We start from the raw sequence: 13,813 nt of genomic DNA, 5'->3' as shown, positions 1-13,813 counted from the left end.
CGCGGGCCGGACCGCTCAGGACGGGATGAACCGCCAGGCGTCCGACTCCTCTCCCGGCGCGTAGCGGGAGTCGAGCCGCTTGGCGAGCACGCCCGGCAGGCCCCGCTCGCGCGCCGCGCCGCGGACGGCGCCGCCCTCGCCCGGGAACCAGGGCGCGGTCCGCCACAGCGGCCCCGCCAGCTCCAGTTCGTCGAGCCGCTCCCGGCGCTCGCGGTAGCCGGCCTCCAGCATCGGCCGCCCGTCCAGATGCGGCAGATCGAAGATCATGTACGTCTCGCGGCCGTCGAGCACGGCGCGCTCGCCGTCCAGCACGGCCCGCCGGGAGCCGAGCGCCGCGCCGAGCCGCGGCCCCAGCCCGGCGGGCCCGTCCACCCGGCGGCCCCGGCCGTCGGTGAACCGCGTCCGGCCGCCCTCGGCGTAGGCCAGCAGCCGCGCGCCGCCGAACGCGAACTCGAAGCCCCACGCCGCGGCGTCGCGGGGCAGCCGGGCCCGCCGCGCGGCGCGCATCGGGCGCAGCGCCGCCGGGAGCGGCTCGGCGTCCGGGTCGGCGGCCGGGTCCATCCGGTGGATCATCCAGTTCCGGTCGCGCGTGCGGAACAGCGCGTAGCGCCCCGACACGCGCCCGCCATGGACGACGATCTTCACCTCGCGATCGGACCACTTCTCCGTCTCGTACGTCCCGCGGTCCCAGATCGTCATCGTTCCCGCGCCGTACTCGCCGTGGGGGATCTCGCCCTCGAAGGAGGCGTACTCCAGCGGATGGTCCTCGGTCCGGACGGCGAGGTGGTTCGTCCCCGGGTCCCACGGCAGCCCCTTCGGGACGGCCCACGAGACGAGCACACCGTCCCGCTCCAGCCTCAGGTCCCAGTGCAGGCTGGTGGCGTGGTGCTCCTGGACGACGAACGTGTCGTCGTCGCCGCGGGGCAGCGCCGGCCCGTCCGGCACCGGCTCCGGCGTGCGCTCGGCGTCACGCCTGCCCCGGTACTCGGCCAGCGGGTCGCCGGGCCGCCCGCGCCCGCGGTCCCTTGCGGCGGTCACGCCCGCCCCATACCCGCTCTCAGGGAATGAAGACGGCGTAGTCGGCGACGTCGGCCGTGAGCGCCGGCGGCAGGCCCGCGACGGCCGACAGCTCCTCCGCCGACACGAACCCGCCCGTCTGCGCGCGCACCCGCTCGATCCGCCCGGCCAGCTCCGGGGTGATGCCCGGCAGCAGGGACAGCACCTCGGCCGGCGCGTGGTTCACGTCGATCAGCCCGCCGTCCTTGTACTGGCGCGGCAGGTCGGGGCGGCCGATCCGCAGCTCCTTGGCCAGCCCCGGGTCGGACCCGGCCAGTTCCCGCGCCCTGTCCCGCAGCAGCCGCTGACGCCGCACCCGCTCCACGACGGCCTCGTTGTCGACCCCCGACAGGCCGTCCGGGTCGAACACCTTGCGGCGGATCAGGAACGCGTGCCCGCAGCCCCCGACCGCCAGCAGGAACAGCAGCACCCCCACCAGCCCCTGCGTGCCGTCCTCGCCGCCCATGCCGGGCAGGAGGAGCAGCATCAGGACGAAAATGCCGAGGTAGGCCGCGGTCGCCACCACGAGGTGCGCGCTGCGCCGCCACACCGCCGCCGCCGCGAACGTGAAGGGCGTGGCGTAGCCCAGGCTGAGGAACGGGAGCGCCGCCCACGTCACGCTCAACGCCGCCCGCCCCGGCGGCATGTCGTCGGACGGGACCCGCGGCTCGTACGGCGCTGGGGCGTTCATCCAGTTTCTCCCGCCGGAGGTGGGGGTGGTTCGGACTCTAGATCATGAAACGGGTCACGGCAGGGTGAGGATCTCGTGACCGTCGTCGGTCACGAGGATCGTGTGCTCGAACTGCGCCGTGCGCCTGCGGTCCTTGGTGACGACCGTCCAGCCGTCCGCCCACATGTCGTAGTCGTGCGTGCCGAGGGTCAGCATCGGCTCGATGGTGAACGTCATCCCCGGCTCGATGATCGTCGTCGCGTTCGGGTCGTCGTAGTGCGGGACGACCAGCCCGGAGTGGAACGTGGTGCCGATGCCGTGCCCGGTGAAGTCGCGGACCACCCCGTACCCGAAACGCTTGGCGTAGGACTCGATGACCCGGCCGATCACGTTCAGCGCCCGGCCCGGCTTGACCGAGCGGATGGCGCGCAGGGTCGCCTCGCGGGTGCGCTCCACCAGCAGGCGCGACTCCTCGTCCACGTCGCCGCACAGGAACGTCGCGTCGGTGTCGCCGTGCACCCCGTCCACGAACGCCGTGATGTCGACGTTGACGATGTCGCCGTCGCGCAGGACCGTGTCGTCCGGGATGCCGTGGCAGATCACCTCGTTGATGGAGGTGCACAGCGACTTGGGGAAGCCCCGGTACCCGAGCGTCGAGGGATAGGCGCCGTGGTCGAGCATGAACTCGTGCCCGATCCCGTCGAGCTCGTCGGTCGTGACGCCCGGCCTGACGTGCTTGCCGACCTCCTCCAGCGCCTGCGCGGCGATCTTGCCCGCGACCCGCATCCGCTCGATGATCTCAGGAGTCTTGACATCGGGCTCGCCCGTGCGGGGACGCTTCTTCCCCACGTACTCCGGTCGCGGGATGTGGGCCGGGACCTTCCGCATGGGGGAGACGTTGCCGGGCCGGAGTAGTTCGGTCGTCATAGTCATGGAGTGTAGTCAGCGCACCCGGGGCACGAATCCCGTGCCGCGGGGGAGGAACGAAGGGATGGCGATGACCGGTAACGACGGTGACTGGTGGTTCTGCCTGAAGCACATGAAGGTCGAGCACGGGTCCGGCTGCCCGGACAAGGACCGGATGGGCCCGTACGAGACGGAGGCCGCCGCCGCCGGCGCCCTGGCCACGGCCCGCGAACGCAACGAGCAATGGAGCCGCCAGAACGAGGACTGACCCACCACGACCGGCCCCCGGGCCGCGCGCCTGGGCCGGGACCTGGGCCTGAGGCACAGTGGTCCTCAGCCGTCACGCGAGCGCGCGCCCTGACCGGCGGGGGCGATGCCGAAGGCGAGCCCCCGCCGGGAAGATCGCGAAGCGATTCGCGCTCGCACAAGACCGGTCACGAAGCGAGCGCCAGCGAGCGCCGTGGGCTGGGATTGCCATAAGCGCGGTCACGAAGCGAGCGCCAGCGAGCGAAGTGGGCCGGGCGCAACTAATCCGATACTGTCGGGCCGCTCACGGTTTCCAGGAGGCGGGCGAGGCGGTGGCGCAGGCCGCGGGGGGCGCGCCCCGGCTCCTGGCCGGCCGCGGTGCTGACCAGGTGCTGGGCGCCGTCGAAGGACAGCAGCGCCTCGTCCGCCGGGACGGTCAGCGCCTCGTGCGCCAGGCCACGCAGTTCGCGGTCGCCGGTCTCCAGCGCCAGGACCCGCGCGCCGGTGCGGCGCGCGTCGTCCACCCGCTCCAGCAGCGGGACCGGCGCGCCGTCCGCGGCGACGACGAGCAGCGTCTCGCCGCGCTCGGCCGCCTCCAGCCGCTCCATCCCGATCCCGAGGTGCGCCGGGGCGCCGGGCGGCGGCGACCAGCGCACCAGCGTGGGCGCGAGGCCGGGCGCGTCGCCGAGCCTGCTCTCGTCGTCCAGGTGCGCGGCCAGGTGCCAGGGGTCGTCGCCGGGCGTGCCCACCAGCAGCAGCCCCCCCGGGGTGCGGGAAGTGACCCGCAGCGCGCGTCCGAACTCCCGCGTCCGCTCCAGCCATCCGGTGGCCGACAGAACCTCGCGCAACATGGTGACCTGCTCGGCGTTCACGGGACCATGGTGCCCCAGCTCGCGGCCTGGGCAGGGCCGTTTTCCCCTACCGCGTCCTCACCCGGACGGAGAGGCCGGATGCAGCCGGCCCCGGGCCCGCCTGGCAGACTCGGCGGCATGACTGAGCAGCAGAAGACCCCCCACGACCTGCCCGACGCCGCGAACCTGACGATCGGCATCCTGGGCGGCACCGGTGACCAGGGCAAGGGCCTCGCGCGGCGGTTCGCGCTCGCCGGGCACCGGGTGGTCATCGGGTCGCGCAGCGCCGAGCGCGCCGCGGAGGCCGCCGCCGAGCTCGGCGCGGACCTGCCGGTGTCGGGCGCGGCGAACGCCGGCGCGGCGGGCGGCGCCGACGTCGTCATCGTGGCGGTGCCGTGGGACGGCCACCGGGCGACGCTGGAGTCGGTGCGCGCCGAGCTGGCCGGCAAGATCGTCGTGGACTGCGTGAACCCGCTGGGCTTCGAGAAGGGCAAGGGGGCCTACGCGCTGCCGGTCGAGGAGGGGAGCGCGGCCCAGCAGGCCGCGGCGGTGCTCCCCGACAGCCGTGTCGTCGCCGCGTTCCACCACGTGTCGGCCAAGCTGCTCCTCGACCCCGAGGTGGCGGAGATGGAACTGGACGTCCTCGTGCTCGGCGACGACCGGGAGGCGACCGACCTCGTGCAGGCGCTCGCCGGCCGGATCCCCGGCATGCGCGGCGTCTACGGCGGCCGGCTGCACAACGCCCACCAGGTCGAGGCGCTCACCGCCAACCTCATCTCGATCAACCGCCGCTACAAGGCGCACGCGGGGCTGCGCGTCACCGACGTCTGAGCGGCCGGGCCCGGACGCGCCCGGTGCGGCCGGGACGGCCGCACCGGGCGGTCGGCCCTGACCGCCGGGGCGGGAGTCGGCGCGGCCCGTGCGGGACGGGTCGCGCCGGGGGTCAGGGCCGGGAGCGGGTCAGCGGTAGGAGTGCTCGGGGGCGGGGAACGCGCCGCTCACGACCTCGCCGGCGAAGGCGCGGGCCGCCTCGCCCAGCACGCCGCCCACGTCCGCGTACCGCTTGACGAACCTGGCGGTGTGCGGGGTGAGCCCGGCCATGTCCTGCCAGACGAGGACCTGCGCGTCGGTGGCGCCGCCGCCGCCGATGCCGATCGTCGGGATCGACAGCGAGGCGGTGACCCGGGCGGCGAGCTCCTCGGGGACGCACTCGAGCACCACTGAGAACGCGCCCGCGGCCTCCAGCGCCTTGGCGTCGGCCATCAGCTCCTCGCCCGCCTCGCCGCGGCCCTGCACCCGGTAGCCGCCGAAGACGTTCACCGACTGCGGGGTGAGCCCGAGGTGGCCCATCACCGGGATGCCCGCGGCGACCATCGCCTCGGCCTGCGGCAGCACCCGGCGGCCGCCCTCCAGCTTGATCGCGTGCGCGCCGGTCTCCTTGAGGAAGCGGGTGGCGGTGGCGAGCGCCTCGGTCACGCCGGTCTGGTAGGAGCCGAACGGCAGGTCGGCGACCACCATCGCGCGCTTGGAGCCGCGGACGACGGCCGCGGTGAGCGGGATCAGGTCGTCCACGGTCACCGGGATCGTCGAGTCGTACCCGTAGACGACCATCGCGGCCGAGTCGCCGACGAGCAGGACGGGGATGCCCGCCTCGTCGAAGACGCGCGCGGTGAGCGCGTCGTAGGCGGTGAGCATGGGCCACTTCTCGTGCCGGGCCTTGGCGGCGGCGATGTCGCGAACGGTGACCCTCCGCCCGCCGGTACCGCCGTAGAGTGCGGTCGGCTGCGCGGGCGCGGCAGATGAAAACATGCGAACCTCCACGTCTCGAGGCGCCACGGTGGCGTACCCGGACTGTTCCGATCGTCCCACTTAGTCAACGATTCGGGTACCCCCGCCCCTTCCCCTATTCACCCGCCGTGGAGGGTGTTAGGGGTCACCCCCGATTGCGAAACGATACGGTTGCGTATCGACAGTCAGCGGGCGTACGCTCATTACGAAACGTTGACGTATCGATTGAATCGCCCGACGGCGACCCCGAGGAGCGCTTTGGAATCCGAGACCGTCCAGCGTCGCCGCTGGTACATCCTCGGCGTGCTGACCATGAGCCTGCTGGTGGTGGTGCTCGACAACACCATCCTCAACGTCGCGCTCAAGACCATCGCCGACCCGCAGAAGGGCCTGGGCGCCACCCAGAGCCAGCTCGAATGGTCCATCAACTCCTACACGCTGGTCTTCGCCGGCCTGCTGTTCACCTTCGGGGTGCTCGGCGACCGGATGGGCCGCAAGCGCGTGCTGATCGGCGGGATGGCGGTCTTCGCCGTCGCCTCGCTCCTGTCGGCCTACGCGCAGTCCCCGGCCCAGCTCATCTGGGCCCGCGCCCTGATGGGCCTCGGCGGCGCCGCGGTCATGCCGCAGACGCTGTCCATCATCACCAACGTCTTCGAGCCGCACGAGCGGCCCCGCGCCATCGGCATCTGGGCCGGCGCAGTCGGGCTGGGCGTGGCGATCGGCCCGCTCACCGGCGGCCTGCTGCTCGCCCACTTCTGGTGGGGCTCGGTCTTCCTGATCAACGTGCCGGTGATCATCGCCGGCGTCGTGCTGATGGCCTACCTCGTGCCCGAGTCGCGCAACCCGCTGCCGGGCCGGCTCGACCCCGGCGGCGTGCTGCTGTCGGTCGTCGGGCTGGTCGTGCTGTCCTACGGCATCATCCAGGGCGGGGAGAAGGGCGACTGGCTGACGCCCGCCGTGGTCGGGCCGATCGCCGCGGGCGCCGCCGTCCTGGCCCTGTTCGCCTGGCACGAGTCGCGCACCGCGTCCCCGGCCTTCGACGTCCGGCTGTTCGGCGACGCCCGGATGTCGGCCGCCGTGGCCGCCATCGCGCTGTGCTTCTTCGCCGCCGCCGGCGTCTTCTTCTTCACCAACTTCTACATGCAGTCGGTGCGCGGCCTCACCCCGCTGCAGTCCGGCGCCATGGTGCTCCCGTTCGCCGTCGCCCAGCTCATCTTCTCCACGCGCAGCGCGGCGATGGTGCACCGGTACGGCGCCAAGGCGGTGTGCACGGTCGGCCTTCTCCTGGTGACGGCCGCGCTGGCGGGCTACCAGTTCGTCGGCGTCGACACTCCGCTGTGGGTGCTGTGCGTCGTGTTCTTCCTGCAGGGCGCCGGGATGGCCAACGTGATGCCGCCCGCGACGGAGTCGGTCATGTCGGCGCTGCCGCGCGAGCGGGCCGGCGCCGGATCGGCGATCAACAACACCGCCCGGCAGGTCGCGGTCGCGATGGGGGTGGCCGTCCTGGGCTCCGTCGTCGCCTCGGTGTACCGCGGTGACCTGCACCAGAACCTCGCCGCGCTGCCGCCGGGCCCGCGCCAGGCGGCGGGCGAGTCCATCGCCGGCGCGCACGCCGTCGCGGCCCGCATGGGCGACGCCGGCCACTCCCTCGTCGGACCCGCGGACGCCGCGTTCGTGCACGCCATGCACACCGCGGCGATCGCCGCCGCCGTCGTGGCCTTCCTCGCCTCGATGGTCGTGCTGAAGTGGATGCCGGGCCGGGCCCCGGCGGTGGATTCGCAGACCGAGCCGCGCGGGTCCGAGCAGGAGACCGCCGGGGTATGAGAACGTGACGGGCGATGACTGAACTGACCGGCCCCGCGGTGGGCACCGAGGCCGAGCGGAGGCCGGGCCGGCCGCGCAGCGAGCGCGCCGAGAAGGCCATCGTGGAGGCGACCCTCGACCTGCTCGCCGCGGAGTCGGGGGTGGCGGGCGTGTCCATCGAGGCGGTGGCCGCCCGCGCCGGCGTCGGCAAGACCACGATCTACCGGCGCTGGCCCAACAAGGAGGCGCTGATCGTGCACGCGCTGGCCGCGGTGAAGGCGCCGCTGCCCGAACTGTCCGGCGCCTCCGTCCGGGAGGACCTGGTCGAGCTCGCGGTCGCCCTGGGCGCCGAGCGCAAGCTCAAGCACGTCCGGTGCTTCTGGAACGTGGTCGGCAGCGCGGAGAAGCACCCCGGGCTGTACGCCCGCTACCGGCAGGACCTCATCGAGCCGCGCCGCGCGGTCATGCGCGCGGTGCTGCGCCGGGGGGTCGACGACGGCGTGCTGCGCGCCGACCTCGACCTGGAGGTCGTCGTCTCGATGCTGGTCGGTACGCTCAGCAACCGGCCGCCGCACGAGCCCCTGCCGGAGGGGTACGCCGAAACGGTCGTCGATACCCTTCTGCGGGGCATCGGCGCCTCCTCCGGATAGCCGCCGCGCGCGCCGCGGCGCCGCGTGGACCGATACGGGACCGATGCCGGCCCGATTCGGACCTGATGCGGACTCGGTGGGGCATCGGCCCGGTCTCGGCCCGGTCTCGGGATCCGGAATTCCGGCGCCGTAAGCGTGATCTTCTCCCCCCGATCCCGTGTCATGCCCCATACTGTCGCTGGGTAGTGCTAGGACGACCGGCTTTCTGGAGCGCGTCAGGTGAGATCCGTCATGGCGCCGCGAGGCGATGCGCCCGCCGCCGATTCCGCGTCCCGGACCCTGGTCCTGGGAGTGGACGGTGCACGGCGGATCGTCCAGTGCGGGCCGAACGTCGCGACCGTGCTCGGCCGCGCCCCCGAGGACCTGATCGGCCGGCCCGCCGCCGAGCTGGTGGGCGAGGAGGGCAAGGCCGAGCTCGAGGGGCTGCTGGAGGCGATCGGCGCCGGGCAGGAGCGCACCGCCGTGCTGACGGTGCTGCGCGCCGGCCGCGGCCCCTCCGCCGACGCCGTGGTGACCGCGCAGCCGCTGGTCGGCGCCCAGGAGGGCGGCTCGCCCGCCGGGCTGCTGTTCGTGCGGGTGGCGCTGCCGCCGAGCGAGCGCTACCAGGACCCGGCGCTGATGCGGCGCGCCCTGCTCGACGACCCGATCACCCGGTTCGGCGCCTCGCTGGACCTCGACCAGTCCGCCCGCGGGCTCGTCGACGTCATCGTGCCGCACTTCTGCACGGCCGCGTCGGTCCTGGTGCTGGAGAGCCTCGTCGCCGCCGACGAGGTGCACGCCGAGTCCGGCTCGGCCGTCCTGCGCCGCATCGCCGTCACCTCCGACGACGGCAACCCGATGTGGACCGCGACGTTCCCCGTCGGCGAGGTGCTGGTGTTCCCCGAGGGCACCCCCTACCGCGAGGTGATGGAGACGGCCCGGCCCGTCCACCTGCCGCACATCGAGCTCGACGCGGCGAGCGACATCGCCCGGCTGTGGCGGCGCGGCCCGGCCGGCGAGCTGCTCACCGGCGTGTCGATGGTGCTGCTGCCGATGATCGCGCGCGACACGCTGCTGGGCTTCATCGCCTGCACCCGCGTCCCCGGCTTCCGCAAGTTCGATGCCTACGACGTCGAGATCGGCATGGAGTTCGCGGCCCGCGCCGCGATCGTCATCGACAACGCGCGGCTGTTCAGCCGCGAGCGGGCGACCGCGCTGGCGCTGCAGCGCAGCCTGCTGCCCAACCGGCTGTCGGCGCCGTCCTCGGTCGAGGTCCGGCACCGCTACCTGCCGGGCAGCAAGCTCGTCGAGGTCGGCGGCGACTGGTACGAGTCGATCGCGCTGCCGGGCGCCCGCGTCGCGCTCATCGTCGGCGACGTCGCCGGGCACGGCGTCCGCGCCGCGGTCACGATGGGCCGGCTGCGCACCGCGCTGCACACGCTGGCGAACCTGGAGCTGCCGCCCGCCGACGCCCTGCACGTCATGCACGAGCTGATGATCGAGCTGGGCGAACAGGAACCGCACTTCGCGACCTGCGTGTACGCCGTCTACGACGCGACCACCGGCACGATCGAGATCGCCTCGGCGGGGCACCTGCCGCCGCTGCTGGCCGGTCCCGGCGGCGACAACGAGTTCCTGCAGGTCCCGCCCGCCCCGCCGCTCGGCGTCGCGGGCGGCGCCGCGATCGAGAGCCGCGAGTTCACGGTCGAGGACGGCAGCGTCTTCGTCATCTACACCGACGGGCTCGTCGAGAACCGCGGCCGCGACATCGACGACGGCCTGGCCCGGCTGCAGGACGTCTTCGGCCCCGGCTCCGTGGACCGTCCCATGGAGGAGCTCGCCAAGGCGACCCTCGCGGGCGTCTACGCCGACCACCACCGCGACGACATCGCCGTGCTGATCGCGCGGCTGCGGCGGCTGCCCGACGACCGGTGCGCCTCCTGGATCCTGCCCGCCGAGCCGGCCGCGGTCCGCCGCGCCCGCGGCCTCGTCCGCACCCGGCTGGAGGAGTGGGGCCTGGAGGACCTCACCTACACCACCGAGCTGCTGGCGTCCGAGCTCATCACCAACGCCCTGCGGTACGCGCCCGGCCCGATCGAGCTGCGCCTGCTGTTCGAGCGCACCCTCGTCTGCGAGGTCCTCGACCGGTCGGCCGCGCTGCCCCGCCTCCGGCACGCCGAGGACGACGACGAGAACGGCCGCGGCCTCCTCGTCGTCAGCCAGCTCGCCCACCGCTGGGGCAGCCGCCGGACCGCCGCGGGCAAGGTCGTCTGGTGCGAGCAGACCGTCCCCGGCGTCGACCCGGACCCGTCGGAACAGGTCTCCGCCTGGCCCGGCGAAAGCCACCACCTCGAATGACCGCCGCCCGCCGGCGGGTCAGCGGGCCGAGGGCTCGCGCCAGCGGGTGGTGATGGGGAGGCGGCGGTCACGGCCGAAGTTCTTCGGGGTGATCTTGGGGCCCGGGGGGTACTGGCGGCGCTTGTACTCGGCGAGGTCGACCAGGCGGATCACCCGGTCGACCAGCTCCGGGTCGTGGCCGGCGGCGACGAGGGCGTCGCGGCCGAGGTCGTGCTCGACGTAGTCGGTGAGCAGCGGGTCGAGGACGGAGTAGTCGGGCAGCGAGTCGCGGTCGCGCTGGCCGGGGCGCAGTTCCGCCGACGGCTCCTTGACGATGATCGCCTCGGGGATCGGCTCCTGCGCGAACGGATGCAGGAACGGCGCGCCGCCGTCCCGGTGGGTGTTCCGCCAGCGGGCGAGGGCCCACACCATCGTCTTGGTGACGTCCTTGATCGGGCCGAAGCCGCCCGCCGAGTCGCCGTAGAGGGTGGAGTAGCCGGTGGCCAGCTCACTCTTGTTGCCGCCGGTCAGCACCAGATGGCCGTGCTCGTTGGACAGGGCCATCCACACGTTCGCGCGGACGCGGGCCTGGAGGTTCTCGGCGGCGAGGCCGTGCAGGTCGAGCTCGGCCTCGAACGCCTCGACCATGCCGGCGATGGGGACGACCCGTGAGTGGATCCCCTGCCGCTTGACGAGGTCCTCGGCGTCGGTGACCGACCCCTCGGAGGAGTAGCGGCTGGGCAGCAGGACGGCGTGCACGTTCTCCGGGCCGACCGCGTCGGAGGCGATGGTGGCGACGAGGGCGGAGTCGATGCCGCCGGACAGGCCGAGGACGACCGAGCGGAAGCCGTTCTTGCGGGCGTAGTCGCGGGTGCCGAGGACGAGCGCCGCGTACACCTTGGCGAGGTCGTCCATGGGCGCGGCGACGGTCTGCGGGGCGACGGTGTAGGCGGGCACCGGGTCGGCGGACACGATCCGCCGGTCGATGGTGATGGTGGTGCCGTCCAGCGCGTCCACGGGGGTGCTCCCGGCGGGGACGGCGGGGTCGGCGGCGGGCAGCGCGAGGTCGGCGACCAGCAGGTCCTCGGTGAAGCGCGGGGCGCGGGCGAGCGGCGTGCCGTCGGCGGCGACGACGACGGAGTCGCCGTCGAAGACCAGTTCGTCCTGGCCGCCGACCATGTTGACATAGGCGAGGGCGCAGCCCGCGTCACGGGCGCGCCGGGCGCACAGCGCGAGCCGTGCGTCGCCCTTGCCGCGCTCGTAGGGGGAGGCGTTGACGGCCAGCAGGAGCCCGGCGCCGGCGGCGCCGGTGACGCTGACCGGCCCGCCGTCCTGCCAGAGGTCCTCGCAGATGACGGTCGCGACGTCCACGCCCCGCACCCGCACGACGGGCAGCCGGTCGCCGCGCTCGAAGATCCGGAACTCGTCGAACACGCCGTAGTTCGGCAGGTGGTGCTTGGCGGAGCGGACGAGGACCTCGCCGCCGTGCAGCCACGCGGCGGCGTTGAGCGGCGACCCGGCGGCCCGGCCCGGCCGGACCGGGGCGACGGCCCGGCGGTCGAGGTGGCCGGTGACGACGGGCAGCCCGCCCAGGCCCTCGGCGGCGAGCCGGGCCGCGGTCTCCGCGAGGGCGCGGCGGGACGCCTCGACGAAGGACGGGCGCAGCGCGAGGTCCTCGACGGGGTAGCCGGTCAGCATCATCTCGGGGAAGGCGACCAGGTGCGCGCCCGCCGCCGCGGCGCGCCGGGTCCACTCCACGATCATGTCGGCGTTGCCGCCGAGGTCGCCGACGGTCGGGTTCACCTGCGCGAGCGCGATCCTGAGCTGTGCCACCCGACCAGCGTAGTTCGCCGGAACCGGTTTCGTCACTATGACGAAAAGAGGGCGGCGGCGCGCCGCCGCCGGATCGCCGGGGCCAGCGCGAACTGCCCGGCCGCCGCGGTGAGCGCGAGGCCGAGGCAGGCCAGCCACAGCGCGGGCGGTCCGCCCGCGCCGAGCAGCTGGGTGCCGCCGAGGGGCGCGAGCAGGAACCCCCCGGACCACGCCATCCCGTACAGCCCGCTGTAGCGGCCGCGGAGGTCGGCCGGGGCGAGGTCGGCGACGACGGCCTGCAGCACGGACGCCGCCATGATCTCGCCGACCGTCCACACCGAGATCGCCGCGACGTAGCCGGCCAGGGACGAGGCGAGCGAGGTGAGCCCGTAGCCGGCGCCGACCAGGATGAACCCGGCCACCAGGACCAGGCTGTGGTCGCGCCGGCTCAGCCAGGCGTTGACCAGCGGCTGGACAATGATGATCATCACGCCGTTGGCGGCGATGGCCAGGCCGTAGGAGCGGGGGCCGAGGCCGTCCTCCTTCATCGCCAGCGGCATCGTCGTCATGCACTGCGTCAGCACGAACGTGTAGACGAGGATGATGAGCGTGTAGAAGACCATGACGCGGTCGCGCAGCACGCGGCCGAAGCCGCCGGGCAGGGCGTCCGCGTGCTCGTCCCGCACCCGCGTCTCGGGGACGGCCCGCCACACCAGCAGGCCGAACCCTGCGCAGGTGAGCGCGTCGATCCAGAACAGCAGCAGGAAGCCCTGCTGGGCGAGCGTCCCGCCGAGCACCATGGCCACGGCCCAGCCGAGGTTGATCGCCCAGAACAGCAGCCCGAACGCGCGCGGCCGGTCGGCGGGGGAGATGAGGTCGGCGATCATCGCCTGCGCCGCCGGGCGGTACATGTCCTGCAGCAAGCCGAGCAGCAGCGCGGCGCCGATGATCGCGGCGATGCCGTGCGCGTAGCCGAGCGCGATCATCGCGGCGCCGGTGCCGACGGTCGCCATCGTCAGCGTCGCGCGGCGGCCGAGCCGGTCGGCGAGCGCGCCGCCGGCGATCTGCCCGGTGAACGAGCCCGCCCCGAGGAAGGCCATCACCGCGCCGGCCTCGCCCAGGGACAGGTCGCGCACCGTGGTCAGGTAGAGGCCGAGGAAGGGCGCCACCATGCTGCCGAGCCGGTTGAGGAGCGTTCCCGCCCACAGCACCCAGAAGGAGCGGGGGAAGCCGCCGACGCGGGGTTCGAGGAAGGCCGCGAGCCGGCCCTGCCGGGGGACGGCGGGAGGGTCGTCCAGTGTGGTCACTCATCTGATGATCCGCCAGGCCCTCCGGACGCGACATTCATTTAGCCTGGACTAAATGATCGAGTTCGTGTTCGCCCCGGACGACGCGGCGCGGGTCCGCTTCGCCTTCTCCCCGCTGTGGGAGATGGTGCGGAGCCTGCGCGTGCTCGCCGACCCGTCGGGGCACGCGCTGCACCTGCCGTGGGTGCACGCCGTGCGGCCCCGGCTGCGCGGAATCGACCTGGGCCCGCTGAGCGAGATGGTCGGGCCGAGCGGCTACATCCCCGACTTCCTGACCCCGCCGCCCGCGACCCCGCTGCCCGACCTCGGCGCCGAGCTGGCGATCGTCCGGGCGACGCCGCCGCGGGTCGTCGCGGCGGAGCTGCGCTGGACCGAGCGCGGCCCGGCCGGGACGGCGCGGCCGGGGCG

Annotated in this window: 12 protein-coding genes and 1 pseudogene; 6 read left to right on the top strand and 7 right to left on the bottom strand. The window is 73.9% G+C overall.

Annotated elements, in window-relative coordinates; translation table 11 throughout:
• Window positions 1–15 precede the first annotated feature (15 nt).
• Genes E1291_RS21625 through map form a run of 3 tightly spaced genes read right to left on the bottom strand, consistent with a single transcriptional unit; the run spans window position 16 to window position 2,653 of the window.
• Window positions 16–1,038 carry a DNA polymerase ligase N-terminal domain-containing protein gene (locus E1291_RS21625; protein WP_131739724.1) on the bottom strand — a complete coding sequence of 341 codons (1,023 nt, stop codon included), beginning with the start codon at window positions 1,036–1,038 and terminating at the stop codon, window positions 16–18.
• A gap of 19 nt (window positions 1,039–1,057) precedes the next feature.
• A complete protein-coding gene (locus tag E1291_RS21620; protein ID WP_131739722.1) occupies window positions 1,058–1,747 on the bottom strand; it encodes a ComEA family DNA-binding protein in 690 nt (229 codons plus the stop codon).
• 54 nt (window positions 1,748–1,801) lie between these two features.
• Window positions 1,802–2,653: a type I methionyl aminopeptidase gene (gene map / locus E1291_RS21615; RefSeq protein ID WP_131739720.1), complete on the bottom strand. Its 852-nt coding sequence runs from the start codon at window positions 2,651–2,653 to the stop codon at window positions 1,802–1,804.
• Window positions 2,654–2,723: 70 nt separating this feature from the next.
• On the opposite strand from map, the gene E1291_RS21610 reads away from it, so the two are divergent.
• Window positions 2,724–2,900, top strand: coding sequence for a hypothetical protein (locus tag E1291_RS21610; RefSeq protein ID WP_370771016.1), 177 nt, complete (start codon window positions 2,724–2,726; stop codon window positions 2,898–2,900).
• A 259-nt stretch (window positions 2,901–3,159) separates the two neighbouring features.
• Here the strand turns inward: E1291_RS21610 and E1291_RS21605 are convergent, their stop codons facing one another.
• Window positions 3,160–3,729 carry a hypothetical protein gene (locus tag E1291_RS21605; protein ID WP_131739751.1) on the bottom strand — a complete coding sequence of 190 codons (570 nt, stop codon included), beginning with the start codon at window positions 3,727–3,729 and terminating at the stop codon, window positions 3,160–3,162.
• A 138-nt stretch (window positions 3,730–3,867) separates the two neighbouring features.
• Here E1291_RS21605 and npdG point away from each other — a divergent pair, with 138 nt between their 5' ends.
• Window positions 3,868–4,560, top strand: a complete 693-nt coding sequence (gene npdG / locus E1291_RS21600) for an NADPH-dependent F420 reductase (RefSeq protein WP_131739716.1) — start codon at window positions 3,868–3,870, stop codon at window positions 4,558–4,560.
• Between the two features lie 129 nt (window positions 4,561–4,689).
• Here npdG and panB read toward each other — a convergent pair whose 3' ends face one another.
• A complete protein-coding gene (gene panB / locus E1291_RS21595) occupies window positions 4,690–5,538 on the bottom strand; it encodes a 3-methyl-2-oxobutanoate hydroxymethyltransferase (RefSeq protein ID WP_131739714.1) in 849 nt (282 codons plus the stop codon).
• 237 nt (window positions 5,539–5,775) lie between these two features.
• Here panB and E1291_RS21590 point away from each other — a divergent pair, with 237 nt between their 5' ends.
• The 3 genes from E1291_RS21590 (at window position 5,776) to E1291_RS21580 (ending at window position 10,307) form a co-directional block, all read left to right on the top strand.
• Entirely contained in the window at window positions 5,776–7,341 is a 1,566-nt protein-coding gene (locus tag E1291_RS21590; RefSeq protein WP_242614287.1) for an MFS transporter, read from the top strand.
• Window positions 7,342–7,355: 14 nt separating this feature from the next.
• Window positions 7,356–7,970: a TetR/AcrR family transcriptional regulator gene (locus E1291_RS21585; protein ID WP_131739712.1), complete on the top strand. Its 615-nt coding sequence runs from the start codon at window positions 7,356–7,358 to the stop codon at window positions 7,968–7,970.
• A 219-nt stretch (window positions 7,971–8,189) separates the two neighbouring features.
• The gene (locus E1291_RS21580) at window positions 8,190–10,307 is read left to right on the top strand and encodes a SpoIIE family protein phosphatase (protein ID WP_242614286.1); all 2,118 of its coding nucleotides are present in this window, start codon (window positions 8,190–8,192) and stop codon (window positions 10,305–10,307) included.
• A gap of 18 nt (window positions 10,308–10,325) precedes the next feature.
• Here the strand turns inward: E1291_RS21580 and E1291_RS21575 are convergent, their stop codons facing one another.
• Both E1291_RS21575 and E1291_RS21570 read right to left on the bottom strand, forming a co-directional pair.
• On the bottom strand, window positions 10,326–12,119 hold the full coding sequence (locus tag E1291_RS21575; protein ID WP_131739710.1) for an NAD+ synthase: 1,794 nt from the start codon (window positions 12,117–12,119) through the stop codon (window positions 10,326–10,328).
• A 35-nt stretch (window positions 12,120–12,154) separates the two neighbouring features.
• Window positions 12,155–13,405, bottom strand: a complete 1,251-nt coding sequence (locus E1291_RS21570) for an MDR family MFS transporter (RefSeq protein WP_242614285.1) — start codon at window positions 13,403–13,405, stop codon at window positions 12,155–12,157.
• Between the two features lie 55 nt (window positions 13,406–13,460).
• On the opposite strand from E1291_RS21570, the pseudogene E1291_RS21565 reads away from it, so the two are divergent.
• Window positions 13,461–13,813, top strand: a pseudogene (locus E1291_RS21565) (transcriptional regulator); the annotation flags it as partial.

The sequence above is a fragment of the Actinomadura roseirufa genome (assembly GCF_900659635.1).
Classification (GTDB): Bacteria; Actinomycetota; Actinomycetes; order Streptosporangiales; family Streptosporangiaceae; genus Spirillospora; species Spirillospora roseirufa.
The sequence above is the reverse complement of the archived record's forward strand: the minus strand, read 5'-3'. Positions and strand labels throughout refer to the sequence as shown.

What these genes read in the sequence shown, in the direction of transcription:
- map (WP_131739720.1), bottom strand. Translation starts at nt 2,653, where the DNA reads ATGACGACCGAACTACTCCGGCCCGGCAACGTCTCCCCCATGCGGAAG.
- npdG (WP_131739716.1), top strand. Translation starts at nt 3,868, where the DNA reads ATGACTGAGCAGCAGAAGACCCCCCACGACCTGCCCGACGCCGCGAAC.
- E1291_RS21605 (WP_131739751.1), bottom strand. Translation starts at nt 3,729, where the DNA reads ATGTTGCGCGAGGTTCTGTCGGCCACCGGATGGCTGGAGCGGACGCGG.
- E1291_RS21610 (WP_370771016.1), top strand. Translation starts at nt 2,724, where the DNA reads ATGACCGGTAACGACGGTGACTGGTGGTTCTGCCTGAAGCACATGAAG.
- panB (WP_131739714.1), bottom strand. Translation starts at nt 5,538, where the DNA reads ATGTTTTCATCTGCCGCGCCCGCGCAGCCGACCGCACTCTACGGCGGT.
- E1291_RS21620 (WP_131739722.1), bottom strand. Translation starts at nt 1,747, where the DNA reads ATGAACGCCCCAGCGCCGTACGAGCCGCGGGTCCCGTCCGACGACATG.
- E1291_RS21585 (WP_131739712.1), top strand. Translation starts at nt 7,356, where the DNA reads ATGACTGAACTGACCGGCCCCGCGGTGGGCACCGAGGCCGAGCGGAGG.